The organism is Paenibacillus sp. MDMC362 (genome assembly GCF_003269305.1).
In the GTDB taxonomy this organism is placed as follows: Bacteria; Bacillota; Bacilli; order Paenibacillales; family Paenibacillaceae; genus Paenibacillus_AQ.
In genome coordinates, this window is the sequence record NZ_QLYT01000061.1 from 1 (window position 1) to 15,375 (window position 15,375).

A 15,375-nucleotide genomic window follows, 5' to 3' on the forward strand; every position below is an offset into this window, starting at 1 on the left:
GGGACGGGGGCCGTGACAGGGTACGTCTGGGGCGGATGGTCGTTGCCGCTGCATCTGTTGTTGTGGTTCGTGGTGATCGATTGGTTGACCGGATGGGGCGCGGCCTGGATGAACGGCGAGCTGCGCAGCCGTATTGGTTATACTGGAATTGCACGCAAAATGACCATTTTTCTTATCATCGCCCTGATGCATCTGGTGGACCGGGTGCTGGGGGAGATGAATTATTTTCAAAATACGGTGATCTTCTTCTATCTCGCGAATGAGCTGCTGTCTATTATTGAGAACGTGGGGAGAATGGGGGTACCGATCCCCCAGTCCCTGCGTAATGTGGTACAGGTATTCCAGATCAAATCCGAAGAAGGGGATAAACCAACCTCACGAAAGGAGGAGAAAAAGGATGAAACCCTCTGAATTTATAGCCAAGCTGGCACCTATAGCCACCCAGGATATGCGCCAGTACGGGGTGCCTGCTTCGCTTACGCTCGCTCAAGCAATTTTGGAATCCAATTGGGGAATGAGCGGTCTAACGCAAAAAGCGAACAATCTGTTTGGCATCAAAGGAACCGGTCCGGCGGGAAGCGTCACCATGCAGACAACCGAATACCGGGGGCAGACGCCCTATACGACCCAAGCCCAGTTTCGTAAGTATAACAGCTGGAGTGAATCGGTTGCCGATCATACCCGACTGATCCTAAACGGCACGCGAGATAAGCCACAGCGTTACCATGGCGTGTTATGGGCGAATTATAAAACGGCGGCGACCGAGATTTGGAGGGGAGGGTACGCTACAGACCCTAATTATCCGAAAAAACTCATCGCCTTAATGGAGCAGAATTTGCTCCATCAATATGATTTGCTTAATCCAGAGGAGGAGGAACGCATGAAAATTGAACAATTGACGGCCGAGCTGCAAAAAACACAAGAGCAGATGCAGCAGCTTAGTAAGCAATATGCTTCTGCTATAAAATTGTTAGAGGAGCAGAGCAATGCCATGAAGCAGTTGAACACAAGGCTCAAGGCCGTAGAGACAGAGAAACCGGCTAAAGTTCCAGCTTGGGCAGAACCGGCAGTACAAGCTGCACAGCAGGCAGAAGTATTGCATGATCCTGAGGGCAGTTTTGATTTTTATCGAATCATGACCGTGCTGCACCGTTTGGGGTTTTTCGATAGACCAAGTAAGTGAATCGAGAATATAACGTGCAAGCTGCTCTCTCAGGTCACATCTATATAATGAAGCGTTATTTTGAACAATAAAGCTGCCCAACCGTTAGAGCGGTATGGGCAGCTTTTGTTGTATGGGGAGATATATATCAGTTAGTGTTTTACTAGCAGATTCGGTTATTCATTTCCCGGAATCGTTTGATATTAGTGAATTCGAACATTCCTTACCCTTCCGACGAATTTCATGCTTGATTGTTCGATGAATTCCTGTCCGTGCATTCACCTTAATAATAATTCACTACGTAAACGTAGAATAACATGCTCCTCCTCGTGAGTTCCTTAACATACAACTCAGCTCACTTCACCCTCACCGTCCCTGCTGCCTGCGCTTGATTCCCCACATGGTCCGTCACGGTATAAGTCACGGTGTAGATTCGGCTTTGGCCACGCTCCGATTTCTCGGCCCGCAGCCGGAAATGGGTATCATAGGTACCGAACTCGGCATCTTGTATATCCGGTCCCCGGTCGCCACCATCGCCTCGATTGTTTTTGCTTTCACTTTTACCGGTTTCCTTATCTCTCCCGTTCAAATTCTCCTGTATATCCCAGCTATGCCCCTTGCCGCCCGCACTCTCCACGCTGATAGAGGTCAGCACGACTGACGCAACGCCAGAGCCTTCATCGCTAGATTCCAGGTCAGCGTGAATATCGACCATTTTGCGGTTTGGCGCCTTTAGTACGGAAGGCGAGAGTGTAACCGTAAGCACTGGGGCGACTTTATCGATGTTCGATACGGTTGCCGTTATCGTACCTTGGTTGCCGTCTGCATCCTCATATTCGAAGGTAAATGAACCGTTCTCGGTAAATTTGTAAGTTGGAGATCCACCGTTATTGATGACGGTAATTGGACTATTCGAGACTAAGGCTGCAATAACGTCTCCATTTGTGGGGGTGGTCGTACTGTACTCCAAGCCTACGGTGAGATCGCTATACGTGACGCCAGGAGCCGCCGTAAAGTTCTCGCCTATGTTATCCAGCGTATTGCCGCTTAGCTTGATATTCTTACCTGCCTTAAGCTGAATCCCGTTGCTGTTCCCGGTGATGGTGTTGTTCAGAATCTGCACGTTCTCCGGGTCTCCGGCTCCGATGCCGCCCGCGTTGGTGTCCCCGTTGTCGTGCTCAAGCAGGATGCCCCAATAATGCTCGGCGGTGTTCTGGCGGATTGTGTTGCCCTTGATGATTGTGCCCGGCCCGTTCAAAATGTTGATACCGGAGGCGTCCGGAATGTCGACGGTATTCTCGATCCGGTTGTTCTCAATAATGGTATCCGGCGATCCCATTGATACGACGATACCTTCCCGCGCATTGCGGATCGTGTTGTCGTGGATATAGTTTTGCGGGCCGGATTTGCTGTGATTGGTCGGTGCGGTTCCCCCGGTATTTCCGATGCCGATGCCGCCGCCATACGGCATGTCGGTGATCAGGTTATTGTGAATCTCGTTAAAATACTCCAGTTCCCCATGCAGATCAATCGCATCTAACCGGACTTGGTTGAATTCATTGCGCCGGATCACGTTGTTATGGGCCACATACTGTATGAGCGCGCCGTGACGCAGATAAGGCCCCTCGAAGGAAGAGTCCTCGACCAGATTCCACCGGGTATCATTAGCAAACCCATTGCGGTCGACCTTCGGCACGCCCTGAATGGATACGCCGTACCCGGCACCGCCCGGTCCAAGGTCCGTAGCATTTCGGAACGTGGTGTTTCGGACAACGATATCATGGCTGTTCTCGATGCGGACGCCCATGCGGCTGAATTTTTCGATCGTTACGCCGTCGATCGTGATGTTGTACGATGGCGTCTCGCCATAATTAGCGGCAATGATCATCATGTCCGGACCGCCGGCATCCGGGTTGTTGATTCTGTGATCGGTCGTATATTGACCTTCCCAAGCGGAAGTCAGCGTCAGGTTGGAGATGGTCAGATCATGCTGTTTGGCGGATCTCAGCATCGTGCTGTTCCGGACCTTGTTCAGCGAGGTCTTGAGGATCGCGCCGTTCTGGCTTTCCCCCCGTAAATTGACCTCCGATTTCAGTATCAGATTGGTCAGATCATCGGGAGTACTGTTTAAGTTGTACACGCCGTTCGGGAAAAACACCTCGTCTCCCGGGAGTGCTTCATCTATCGCTCGTTGAATTGCCGGTCGATCGTCCGAACCGTTATCCGACGGATCAGCCCCGTAGTCCACCACGTTCAACGTCCTTCCGGTAGCAACAAAAGCCTGATGCACCGGATGGTCGCTGCCGTCCGCATTTTTCATCCCTGGAGCGGTAAAAGGAACGGTACCATCCGGCGGCTGCGGCACAAAATCCGGAATGATCGACACGGGCGTATCCCCGTTAGCGAAAGGCGGATAGATATGGACCTCCGTCAGGCTCGTATAGGCACTGCCGTCCGAATTTCCGCGCCCGGTCAGCTTCACGTAACGTGCACTCGTGTCCGGAACGTTAAAAGGCTGCATCGCGGTGGTGGTTCCGCTGCTCGAACCGTTGAAAAGGGGAGACCAGGTCACGCCGTCATCTGAGATTTCGATATCGATCTCCGTAGCGCGAACGTCCCCTTTATAGAAGGCAATGCCCAGATAGCCGATGTCCCGGGTCTCGCCCAGATCGTACATGATCCACGGACCGTCGCCGGCGGCAGACCAGCGGGTGTACAAATTCTGGTCCAGGGTATTATCCTCGATGTTGCCGTCGCTGCCGCTTGCCGTGACGGAGGCCACAGGCCAAGGCGCTAAGGGAGCACTAAGCGTCGTAACTGATAACGTTAGCGGAACTGGACTGACGTTTCCGGCGGCATCCACGGCCTCGACCTTATAGCTGTACTCCGTGTGCGGAGACAGTGCTTCCGTTTCATAGCGGGTGATGTCGGAGTCCAGCTCCGATACTTTGACGTCGTTTTGATAAACGTTATACTTCGCAACCAACTTGTTGTCTTCCGCCGAAGACCATGCCAGGTGCACATAATCTTCGCCGATACTGCTGACGGACAGACGGCTTCCGTCCGGCCAGGACGGCGGCGTCGTATCCTGACTGGAATCCACCAACTCGCTTACGACCAACACAGGCCTTGGATTGCTGGAGCCGTTGGCTTCCTTGGTATAGATATTGACGCTGACACCGGTATGGGCCGCATCCGCAAGGAGAAAAGATACGCTGCCATTCGCAAGACGACTGCGGACATAGTCCGTCACATCGACGCTGTACACCTCCGGCCGCCCGCTATTCTCGGCCTTTACCGTAAACGATCCAATATAAGCATTTGGATCGAGGCTGTTCACGGGCGCATTGTTCCAGGTTAGATCGTTTTCATTCCAAGCCGTGTCCTCGATTCCATAAAGGGAGAGTTCTAGATCCGTGTTGCTGGTGCCTTTTTTTGCAGCGACCTGAAATTCGTAGCGGAATTCCGGATCGCTCAGGGCGGAAGCATCGAATTTGTAATAGACAACTTTTTTGTTGGTTGTACCGGATGATACGCTGAGAAGTCCGAAACTTGTGCCTGTAGCCGAGTTGATATTGGTGTCAGGTTTAGAGCTGTCGATCAGAGCATCGTCTGTAGGGCCCAAACGGCCAACCTCAACGGGAACGCCCGGAGAGGGATCTGTAGGATCGGTCGGGTCCGTTGGATTGGTTGGATCTGTAGGATCCGTCGGATCAGGCGGCGTGTAGCCGTCTTTGTAGAGGGTCGGCGTCGTTACCTCCAAATTTTTTACGTGCTGCTCCATGAAGGCCCAAGCTTCCGCATCCGCGACTGCTTTGGCTTCTCCGGTGAAGCCGTGGCCCTGTCCGGGGACGATCTCAAAATCCACGACCGGTACTCCGGCGGCTGTCAACTGATCGGCGAATGTGACACTGTCCGTGTAGGGAATGGTGGCATCCGCGTCTCCATGGCGGATCCAGAACGGCGGATCATCAGGAGTGGCATACGTTCCCGGCATGGCAAGCCGTGCTTCAATTGGGACGGACAGGGCGTTATGCCCGCCGAGCAGCTTTGTGACCGAGCTGTAGCGGTCGGCAAAATCGGTCGTGAAATCGGCCGGTCCGTACCAATCCACCACGGCCTGCACCTTGGTGGAGTATTCCGGCCAGCCTCCGGCGCCTTCGATATCGGGCAGATGAACCGTATCCCCGGTATCCAGCGTGACCGTATCCTCTTTGGTCAGGTCTCCGGTCGTTCCCAGCAGGGAAGCGAGATGCCCTCCCGCCGAAGTTCCCCAAACGCCGATACGACTCGGATCGATGTGGTACTGCTCGGCATGGGCGCGCAAATACCGTATGGCCAGCTTCACGTCTTGAATTTGGGCCGGGTAAGGCGCTTCGGGGGTTAGACGGTAGCTTAAGGATACGCCGATGTACCCGCGTTTAACGACATAGTTGCAGATGCTGCCCAGGGCGTTTTTGCGGTCGCCTTTATTCCAGCCTCCGCCGTGAATGTAAATCATGACCGGCATAGGTTCGGCTGGCGGCGTACTCGGAACAGCGATGGACGTATAGAGATCTCGATCCCCGGCTTTGCCGATCAAAACGTCCTCATAGAGGGTTACGCCTTCCGGAGCAGGGTATGGGCCGGTTTCGGTCGGCGGGGGTTCAGGCACGGGATCGACCGCAGGCGGAATGCCGGGGATGGCCTGGCCTGACAGCGAGACGCTGTCGATGTACATATTCGCGTTCATCGGATCACCTACCCGGAACTGGATTCGTACATTTGGGTTACTGTTGGCTTCCAGCGGCAGCGTCCAAGTCTTCAGCATGTTGGATTCGCTGCGCGGCGCTTCGGGCGTTCCCGGGGCCAGTTTAAACTCCTCCAGCGTGCTCCAGGTCGCTCCGCCGTCACCGGACCACTCGGCCACAATGCTTCCGCTGACATAGGATGAAGCTCTTGTATAATAGCTTAACTTGATGTTGCCATACCCCGTCGTATTGACGGGCAGATAGACGGAGTCGGTTACATCGATCTTCATAAGGTTTGGCGTGGACGGCGCGCTGTTGGACACAGAGGTTTTGGCTTTACTCCCGCCATCCCCGGTCTGAACCCAAGGCAGCGGGATGACGACACCACCCGTGGTTCCGTAGCGCTCCGAATCAAAATTATCGGAGAAGAAGAGAATATCCGGCCCTTCTGGTTCCGGCAGGGGATCGGAATTTGATGCCAAAGATTTATCTGCAAGATCAACCGCTGCCGCAGGTTGTGCCGATACGGCCATAAGCTGCGCTGGTGAAACCATGACGGTCATTAGGATCAGAAGGCAGAGGATCAGACACGAGATCCGGTAAAGTTTCTTTTTCAATATTTCATCCCTCGCTTTTCAATATGGGTGCATGAAGTTCGTTTAAGAAATCCCGGAAGCAGGCGCGTGACTGCCCCGGGCATGGGATTTACAAGTGGATGTTAAGGGTGCAGGTGCGTTAGAGAGAAGAAAGTAGCTTTGACATGGTCGGATTGGTCCGGGGTGGTATCCGATTTGTTTTGGTTGTAGACGCCGGCTTTGAAGTACAGATACTTATCGTTATAACCGCTAGGGAGAGTATGCGTCACCGTGGTGGCCGGTCCGCCCTCAGGGGTTATTTTCACTGTCATAAAAAGCCCGGTCACTTTGATTTCATAGCTCCATTTCTGGCCGAGGGCGATGCCGTTTGCAGGATTAAGCTGGTTCGGTCCGCCGAGAATGTTCACCCAGGTGTTGTTGTTGTCCAGGTCATCGGTTCCAAAATAAACGGCACCCTTGCTGTCCGAAGGACGCTTGTGGTAATAGAGCCGTATCGGTTCGGTGCTTGGGCCATGGATTTGCCCGACCACGACGCGGCCGATTTTATCGGCTTCGATCCCACTGACGGAGACATGATCCACGCGTAAGGTAGCCTTCATCGTTCCATCCACGCCGCCTGCCTGAGATTTTATGGATGGGGAGGAGGTAGAGGTTACCCAGTTGTTGGCCCATGAGGAAGCGCTGTTCGTCGATGGATTCAGCATTTCCCGAAGCTCGGAGCGGGTGTAGGTGCTGTTCGTGGTGGTCTCACCGATATTAGGCGATGTAAATACCATGCCGCCGGTGACGGGATCGGTATAGAACCAATCCGGATGCTCATACCCACTGGCGAGTGTTTCGGCCTGGATCTCGGACGCGTCGGGCAGGGTGATTTTCCACTTGCTTAGGTCAAAATTTCCAGAAGGTGGTTTAGCAGGATCCAGTGCCTCGCCTCCTCCATCCGCAGTGCCTCCCCATATTTCGACCTCTGTGTAACTGTTCCAGTCATTTGAGGTGTTGCCATAGCCCACAATGCGTACATACCGGGCTTCCGCAACGGGGATGGAGAAGGATTGCAGCTGGTTGTTTTGAGCGCTAGTGACAGCGTTCCGTGCTTGAATCCAGTTGGAGCCATCGGTTGAGGTTTGAATATCGAAGGTGAAGGTTCGCGAATCTCCGTTGTAAAACGCGATTTTAACCATTGAAACCGGGTTGACAGATCCTAGATCCAGCTTCAGCCAAGTGCCGTCGCCTTCGCCGGACCAGCGTGTGCTAAGACTGCCGTCCACCGCTTTCGTAGCATCGCAAGCGCAGCGAGAGTCGTAGCTGCTTGCCGATGCGGAAACCGAGTATTGGCTCTCTCCGGCGGCCAATCCGTGTCCTTCAAACAGAGGAGCAAACAGCATGGCTGCACTGAGCAGGCAGAACGTTATTTTTTTCGAAAAAGCATGCCTTCGTTTCACAGAAATCCCTCCCGTATAATGGTGAAAACCCTTATGAATTATCATTTCCCTCCTTTCCGTTGCGCGCTTTAAGAAACAAATGACAGCGCTTACCTATCAACGTAGCAAGAATGTGCGCACAGGTCTTGTGTTAATCCTATAAGCGCTTGGCGTTTTTGCATAATGGAGGAATTATTGATGCTTCTGCCTCCTGAGGGTGCGAAATAGCGTAGTGGAGATTGCAAATCATCTTGTTAATGTTTTGCTCCATCCACCACCCTGACGGGAATATCGCGCCTAGCGGATAGCCGATGTGACAATTCGGGTATACAAGGAGGAACGGGTTTACTTGGAAATCATATTTTTCTTTCAGCTGCCGGATGGCATATAATCTAAAGAACGAACGATTTCGAATCGACCCTATACAGATAAAACAGGAGTGGGATAAATGACGCTGAAGGAGCTTAGAGAGCATCGCCAATATCCGGAGCAAACGAAGTCGGATGCTTCGCGCGCGGTTTACGAGCGGGATTATTCGCGCCTGATCCATTCGCCGACGTTCCGCCGGCTGCAAGGAAAATCACAGGTATTCGGTGCCGGCACCGGCGATTATTACCGGACGCGCTTAACGCATTCGCTTGAGGTTGCGCAGATTGCGCGTGAAGCGGCGCGAAGCCTGACCCGCAATTACCCTGAAGTGATGCCGGAACAGGCGGAAAACGCCGGGCTGATGATTGACCCCGAGGTGGTGGAATGCGCGGCGATCGCGCATGATTTTGGGCATCCTCCATTCGGTCACAAGGGCGAAGAGGTGCTGCAGGGCATTCTGGAGAAGCATATCGACCGGAGAACCGAGAAGGAGCTGACACGTCAGCCGGGAACGCCGACACCGGAGCAGGCCGCTGAGGTACAGCAGGCGATGCGGCGTAAATATGAGCATTTTGAAGGGAATGCGCACAATTTTCGGCTGATCATGTTTTTGGAGAAAAGAGAGAACGTCAACGGACTCAATCTGTCTGATGCGGTGCTGCTTGGCATCAATAAATATCCGTTCTCCGGGTTGGATAATCACAAGGGGATGTACCGGCATGAATGGGAATACATCTCCCATATCCGGAGGGAGTGGCAAATTCCCGGCGCGCATCGAACGCTCGAAGCGCAGCTGATGGATCTTTGCGATGACATCGCCTATTCCGCGCATGATCTGGAAGATGGCATCAAAGCAGGGAAGATCGAGGTGCATGAACACTTTTTGCGGGACAGTCACTTGAACAAACTGATCGTGCAGAAGATCATGACGCTGGAAGACGAGGTATGGAAGGGATGGACCAAGGAGCAGATCCAGCCGAAAGTGGATTTGGTGCTGGACGAGTTTCTGAAAATATGGAACGAGAAAATGCCGACCTGCGAGAATGACTATTCCCGTACCCGGCGGGAGGTCAAGGCCTACTGGGTCAGCCTGTTTGTAGGCAGCTTGGGCGTAATTACGAACGGAGATTGGAAAAAGGTGACGTTTGTCAAAGACGGCGTGGAAGACGAGGATATGCTGCGTACCGTCAGCGTCCTGAAGAGTTTTGCCTGGGTGACCATGATTCGCGACCTGCGGGTTCAGCGCCTGCAGAAGCGCAGCGAATGGATTATCAAGCGTCTGTGGGACGCTTTTCTCGATCCTGTTGCCTCCACGGCGATCATTCCTTCCGATTGGCTTCAGCGCTATGAAGCGGACCAGAAGCGGGCGCAGCCGATCTGGACGTGGGAGCATATGGTGATTGATTATATCGCGGGCATGACGGACGCTTTCGCCGAGAAAATCTACAACGAGCTGTACGGCCTCAAGGTAGGTTCGATCTACGATTTGGATTAGCAGCGGCGAGCAGGTGTGTGGTTGCACTGATGTTGGTTCATCTACCACCTGCTAATGAACCTGCAGTTTATTCTATAGGAAGTTGAAATGCTGACGGAAAGGGGGATTGCATGAATAACCAATTGAAACTGAGCGTGCTTGATCTGGTTCCGCGTTTTGGAGAGAGTACGTTCGAAGAAGCCTTGCAGCAAGCGGTGATATTGGCACAGAATGCGGAAGCATGGGGCTACGAGCGCTACTGGGCGGCAGAGCACCATGATCTGGAGCATCTGTCCTGTGCATCGCCCGAGATTTTGCTATCCCATATCGGCGCTAGGACAAAGCGCATTCGGCTCGGCTCCGGGGCCGTGCTGCTGCCCCACTACAGCCCGCTGAAGGTTGCGGAGAATTTCCGCATGCTTGCAGCGCTGTATCCCGGACGCATCGATCTCGGGATTGGGCGGGCGCCGGGAGGTTCGGCGCATACGAGCATGGCGCTCAGCGGAAATTTCCTGGGTCATGTAGCGGATTTGCCGCAGCGGATTCGGGCTTTGACCGAACTGCTGGAGGATCGGTATCGCTACGAAGACGTGCCAGTGGCTGCGAAGCCGGTGCCCGCAACCTCGCCCGTAATGTGGATGCTCGGCACGAATACGAAGAGTGCGGGATATGCGGCTGAATTCGGTACGGGCTATGTATTCGGCCAGTTTATGAGCGATACGGACGGGGCGGAAGTTCTCCAATCTTACAGGGAAGCTTATCGTCCAAGCGCTTTTCTGCAAGAACCGCGCACAATGGTGGCGGTAAGCGTGGTATGCGCGGCGACGGAGGAACAGGCGCAGAAGCTTGCCGCAGAGATACCCAGACCAGGGCAGGGCAGCGTACCGGCGGGCCGTAAGGAAACGGCCGGTCATGAACAAAGCCCCGTCTTGGCTGCGATCGGACAAGCAGAAGTTGGTGGGGGCGGCAGTGATACACATTCCAGTGGCAGAACAGCCACGATCCATGACGGGGATCCTCAGAAAAATTCAGCGTCAGAATCCGGAGATCCGGCCCCGTCCGGTTCCGATTCGTCAGGCCCATCCCAGCGGTTAATCGTCGGCAAGCCTGCAAGTGTGCGAAACAGACTGCAGCATATGGCAGAGCAGTATCGGTGTGACGAGTTCCTGGTCGTCACGCCGGTAAGTGATTACAATGCACGGCTGGAATCCTATCGGCTGTTAATGGAGCAGTAGTCAACTGCTGCACATATATAATAGAAGAGAGACGAAATAAATGATGCATTCAAACGATTATGACACTACTTTTGGTCCATCCTTCATAAGCGATAAGTCCACTTATCTGTATACTTATGCCTGTCATGAAACGGAGCGTGAGCTGTGCTTGATGGAACTGACGGAGCTGTTCGGTCATGAACCTGACGGTGAGGATTGGCTGGAAAGCGAGCAATGGGTTGATCCGGATCGGAGCCCGTTCTTATCGGCCTGCATCGACGTCAGGATGACCGGCGAATCCATCGATGAAATGGCCGAGCAAGCAGGCCGCATTCATCTTAACCACGCAAGTTTCAAAGTCGTCTGTCTCAAGGCGGGAGATCGGTTCAGTTATGAACAATCACGCAGGTATGAGCGGGTGGTAGGCCGCCAAATTACAGGAATTGCACAGATGAAAGTCCCGGATGTCACGCTCGGTATGATATCAACAGGCGGCATCTGGAGATTGGGAATCCTTCATGAACCTGAACGCGCATGGCTGAAGCATAAACAGAAGCCGCAAAATTACTCCACAGGCCTCAGCTCGCGCATCGCGAGGGCGCTGGTCAACCTGGCAGTTCCTCGATTGAGCGAAGTGACGCTCCTGGATCCCTGCTGCGGCATGGGGAATGTATTAATTGAGGCGTTCTCGATGGGAATCGCGGCCGAGGGGCGTGACATCAATCCGCTTGCCATTCGGGGAGCGAGGGTGAATCTGAGGCACTACGGTTATGATGACAACATAGTTGCCATTCAGGATATGAATACACTTCAAGGGCATTATGATGCCGCAATCCTGGACCTTCCGTATAATCTGTGCTCCGTTTTCCCGGAGGAAGAGAAGCTGCAGATGCTGCAAAGCTTACGTCGGTTGTCAGATCGAGCTGTCATCGTTAGCACAGAACCTTTACGTGAGCAACTGATGAGTTCGGGCTGGAAGGTCCTGCGTCATTGCACGACCCGGAAGGGGAGTTTTGTGAGGGATATCTGGTTGTGCGAATAGTGGTGCCACCTATCTATTCTCCTGGGTCATAACGATATTTCTCTAAATCGATGATGCCTTTGGGATTGACGGCAACGCCCTCGCCTTGGAGGTACAGCTCCTGCATGAGTCTCGATTCATCGTCCTTGATGGCGATTTCTCCCTTTGCGTTGACGACCCGATGCCACGGCAGCTTGTGAATGTGACTGAGGGTGTGAAGTATTCTGACGACCTGCCGTGCACCCCTTGGGCTGCCGGCCAGTCTGGCCACCTGTCCATACGTCATGACGTATCCTTCCGGAATGCTCCGGATCACTTCAATTACACGTTGCGTATACGGCTGCATCGATTCTCTCTCCCATTGCGTATAAATGTAGTTGAAAAAATAAAAGGGGCGTCCCGGAAGGTATGGAAACCTAGGGACGTTCCTTTTGTTGTATGGATCTTATGGTCTTTGGTTGCATGATCGATCCCCCGTCTCCTTTGAGAGCAGGAGTAAAGCTGTATTTAAGAACTGGTTACCTGGTCTTAGTACGACTTGCTATAGTCGATTACATTTCGCGACAGGGGCTTACCGCCTACATAATTCTGCAAATTCTCCAGGAAAATATCCACGGCACGCTCGCCGTAGCGATCCGTGTCGCCCGCCATATGCGGGGTCATGATGACGTTGTCCAAGGTCCACAGCGGATGGTCTGACGGAAGCGGCTCTTCCTCGAACACATCCAGTCCCGCACCCGCCAATGACCCGGCTTGAAGTGCCCGAATCATGTCTTCGGTTACTACGGTTTGACCCCGGCCTACATTAACGAAGAAGGCGGAGTCCTTCATCGCCGAGAATCTCGCCTCATCGAACAGTCCGCGGGTATCATCCGTAAGCGGCAGGATGTTTACGATATAATCACCTTCAGCCAGCGCTTCATCGAGCTGATCGACCTTGTACATCGCTTCCACATAAGGATCGGATTTGCCGGAATGGCGTACACCGACGGTCCGCATGCCGAACGCCTGGGCCACGCGCGCCGTATGACTGCCGATCTGGCCGACGCCGACGATGACGATGGTTTTGCCGGCCAGTTCCGTGAACGTGCCGGACGTATCCCATTGGTTATTGGATTGCTGGCGAATTGCTAGATGAAGATTGCGCGTGAAGGCCAGAATCATCGCAAAAATATGCTCCGTGATCGGAACGCTATGTACGCCGCTGGCATTGGTAAGCTGAATGCCCTTTTCTTCGAGCTCTTTGAGCGGCATTTTATCGACACCGGCTGACCATGCTTGAATCCATTTCAGTTTGCTGTCCGCAGACAATATATCCTCCTGTATGGAGCGTGACCAGCCGATCATGATTTCGGCATCCTGAACGATGCTTGGCGTAAGCTCTTTCGCTTTCGTAACCAGCAGCTCGTAGTCGGGGGCGATATCCTTGATTTTTTGCTGTTGTTCCGTGGTTAAGTCGTGTATGGCAACGATTTTCGGCATGGTGCTACCTCCTAAGGAATGTGATATAAACCAGAATAAAAGCGTAACGCTCTTTGGGAACATATTATCAGAAATCATCACTTTGCGCATGAACGAACTGTCCGGATTGGAAAATTTGTACATGAATTTTTGTCCGGTTTATGGTAAATTGAAGCTTCATCATATTTTTAGGCGAATTTGATGTACCCCTCATACTATTTTCAGGTATTATTGCTCAAACTATAAACGAACCAAGAAAACATGGTGCCTATAGCGGCCAGCGGCTGCTTAGGATAAAAGAGATTGGAAGGAAGTGTCTTAGTTGAGCCATTCGGCTGAGGGAGCTATGGATCGTTTATTTGTTGCCGTACATCTGCCTTCGGAGGTATCGTCCCGAATTCAGGACTGGACGGAAACATTGGGGGAGCAAGTAACTTTCAAAAAATGGGTTCATCCGCAGGATTACCACATTACCTTACAGTTTCTAGGCGATACGCCGTCAAATCGCATAGCGGAGCTCGCAGCGGCGCTGCAGGAAGTCGCTAAGGAGCATAAGCCCTTCAAGCTTGGCCTTTATGACGCCGGTGTGTTCGGGGCAAGCGCCTCGCCAAGAATTTTATGGGCAGGAGTCGGCGGGGATTTAAATGCTCTGTCTCAGCTTCAGCAATCGGTGGTATCGAGGATGGAGGCTTTCGGATTTGTGCCGGAGGAGCGCCCCTTTCGTCCGCATATTACGGTTGGCCGGAAATTTCAAGGAAGCCACAAATTTTCATTGGATGTTATCGGAACAGGACCCAGGCCCATCCAATGGGAAGTGCAGCAGCTCGTTCTTTTTCGAACAAATTTGCATGCAACTCCAATGTACGAAACAGTAGGCGTGGCGCGGCTTTCGACCATTTTCTGAAACTGAAAATAGAATGTTCATAAAATTACCATGTTTTCAATGCCTAAAAATGTGGTTACATAGTGTAGGAATGTGCCGACATCATAGGAGGAAAAATATGGTTATGAAAGTGCTACGGCAAAATCGCTGGGTTGCGCTGCTCATCGGAGCGCTCTTTGTGAGTTTGTCTCTTATAAGTTTACTTGGAATGCAGACAAAGGCGGAAGGGGAAGAACAGCAGCAGGATATGCCGAAATTCGTTACGGCAGCCCCGGCTCCTGTAAACGACCCTGATCTATTCGTAAAAGAAGCGAGTACCAAACAGGATAGGGAACCTGTCAATATTTTGTCTTCAATTGTTTTCCAAGAGTGGAATAAGCCGGGGAGCAAGAGTCATGCTTTTTCAAACGCAAAAGGCATAGGTTTGGCTGAAAACGGATATTGGAACTCGCAACAAGCATTGAAGGCTGCAGATGAGAAAAAGAAACCATCGAAATCTCAGGCTGCGGACGGGAAACCGGCAAAACAAAAGGGGACGCATGTCGTCAAATCTCAGACTGAAAGCTTATCACCCCCCACAACTTTATTCTTCACAAGAACAAATACGTTAACCCAGGATCAGAAAGACAAAGCGACCTGGACCTATGATTTGTCAGCTGAAGAACTGCTTCTGCTCCAGAAGATTGTCATGGCAGAGGCGGAAGGCGAACCGTACGAAGGCAAAGTAGCCGTTGCTAACGTTGTCTTAAACCGGCTGCGGTCCGCTAATTTTCCCGATACGATTACCGATGTCATCTATCAAAAGCACCAATTTAGTCCTGTAGCGAACGGGCGTCTTAAACGTGTCAAGCCGAACAAAGAGACGATTAAATCCGTGAATGCGGCACTTCATGGCCAAAAAGAGGTAAAGGACGATACGTACTTCTTCCTGTCTTTGAAGCTGGCTCAGGACCTGACGGTACATCATTCAAGAACATTTGTTAAAAAAATAGGAAATCACTCTTTTTACAAGTAGTCCCCGTATGGGTAAACTAGGATGTAGGA

11 protein-coding genes are annotated in these 15,375 nt (G+C 52.5%); 7 read left to right on the plus strand and 4 right to left on the minus strand.

The window, feature by feature from the left end:
- A partial coding sequence (locus DP091_RS26030; protein ID WP_113061052.1) for a phage holin family protein occupies positions 1-411 on the plus strand: 411 nt, incomplete at its 5' end.
- Positions 398-1,183: a glycoside hydrolase family 73 protein gene (locus DP091_RS26035; RefSeq protein WP_113061053.1), complete on the plus strand. Its 786-nt coding sequence runs from the start codon at positions 398-400 to the stop codon at positions 1,181-1,183. The genes DP091_RS26030 and DP091_RS26035, both read left to right, overlap by 14 nt.
- Before the next feature lie 334 nt (positions 1,184-1,517).
- On the opposite strand, the gene DP091_RS26040 is transcribed toward DP091_RS26035, so the two are convergent.
- Together DP091_RS26040 and DP091_RS26045 are read right to left on the minus strand one after the other, a co-directional pair.
- Positions 1,518-6,509 carry an alpha/beta hydrolase fold domain-containing protein gene (locus tag DP091_RS26040; protein WP_113061054.1) on the minus strand — a complete coding sequence of 1,664 codons (4,992 nt, stop codon included), beginning with the start codon at positions 6,507-6,509 and terminating at the stop codon, positions 1,518-1,520.
- 101 nt (positions 6,510-6,610) lie between these two features.
- Entirely contained in the window at positions 6,611-7,930 is a 1,320-nt protein-coding gene (locus DP091_RS26045; protein ID WP_113061091.1) for a polysaccharide lyase family 7 protein, read from the minus strand.
- A gap of 427 nt (positions 7,931-8,357) precedes the next feature.
- Between DP091_RS26045 and DP091_RS26050 the strand changes: the two genes are divergently transcribed.
- From DP091_RS26050 to DP091_RS26060, 3 genes are all read left to right on the plus strand, one after another.
- Entirely contained in the window at positions 8,358-9,773 is a 1,416-nt protein-coding gene (locus DP091_RS26050; protein ID WP_113061055.1) for a deoxyguanosinetriphosphate triphosphohydrolase family protein, read from the plus strand.
- Positions 9,774-9,883: 110 nt separating this feature from the next.
- Positions 9,884-10,987 carry an MsnO8 family LLM class oxidoreductase gene (locus tag DP091_RS26055; RefSeq protein ID WP_113061056.1) on the plus strand — a complete coding sequence of 368 codons (1,104 nt, stop codon included), beginning with the start codon at positions 9,884-9,886 and terminating at the stop codon, positions 10,985-10,987.
- A 40-nt stretch (positions 10,988-11,027) separates the two neighbouring features.
- Entirely contained in the window at positions 11,028-12,008 is a 981-nt protein-coding gene (locus DP091_RS26060) for a TRM11 family SAM-dependent methyltransferase (RefSeq protein WP_113061057.1), read from the plus strand.
- A gap of 13 nt (positions 12,009-12,021) precedes the next feature.
- Here DP091_RS26060 and DP091_RS26065 read toward each other — a convergent pair whose 3' ends face one another.
- The gene (locus DP091_RS26065) at positions 12,022-12,333 is read right to left on the minus strand and encodes an MGMT family protein (RefSeq protein ID WP_113061058.1); all 312 of its coding nucleotides are present in this window, start codon (positions 12,331-12,333) and stop codon (positions 12,022-12,024) included.
- A gap of 182 nt (positions 12,334-12,515) precedes the next feature.
- Positions 12,516-13,469, minus strand: a complete 954-nt coding sequence (locus DP091_RS26070) for a D-2-hydroxyacid dehydrogenase (RefSeq protein ID WP_113061059.1) — start codon at positions 13,467-13,469, stop codon at positions 12,516-12,518.
- 301 nt (positions 13,470-13,770) lie between these two features.
- On the opposite strand from DP091_RS26070, the gene thpR reads away from it, so the two are divergent.
- Positions 13,771-14,352, plus strand: a complete 582-nt coding sequence (gene thpR / locus DP091_RS26075; RefSeq protein ID WP_181469928.1) for an RNA 2',3'-cyclic phosphodiesterase — start codon at positions 13,771-13,773, stop codon at positions 14,350-14,352.
- A 97-nt stretch (positions 14,353-14,449) separates the two neighbouring features.
- On the plus strand, positions 14,450-15,346 hold the full coding sequence (locus tag DP091_RS26080; RefSeq protein ID WP_113061060.1) for a cell wall hydrolase: 897 nt from the start codon (positions 14,450-14,452) through the stop codon (positions 15,344-15,346).
- Positions 15,347-15,375 lie beyond the last annotated feature (29 nt).

Coding starts and splice junctions, on each gene's coding strand:
- DP091_RS26050 (WP_113061055.1), top strand. CDS start 8,358: ATGACGCTGAAGGAGCTTAGAGAGCATCGCCAATATCCGGAGCAAACG.
- DP091_RS26060 (WP_113061057.1), top strand. CDS start 11,028: ATGATGCATTCAAACGATTATGACACTACTTTTGGTCCATCCTTCATA.
- DP091_RS26035 (WP_113061053.1), top strand. CDS start 398: ATGAAACCCTCTGAATTTATAGCCAAGCTGGCACCTATAGCCACCCAG.
- DP091_RS26055 (WP_113061056.1), top strand. CDS start 9,884: ATGAATAACCAATTGAAACTGAGCGTGCTTGATCTGGTTCCGCGTTTT.
- DP091_RS26080 (WP_113061060.1), top strand. CDS start 14,450: ATGGTTATGAAAGTGCTACGGCAAAATCGCTGGGTTGCGCTGCTCATC.
- DP091_RS26065 (WP_113061058.1), bottom strand. CDS start 12,333: ATGCAGCCGTATACGCAACGTGTAATTGAAGTGATCCGGAGCATTCCG.
- DP091_RS26070 (WP_113061059.1), bottom strand. CDS start 13,469: ATGCCGAAAATCGTTGCCATACACGACTTAACCACGGAACAACAGCAA.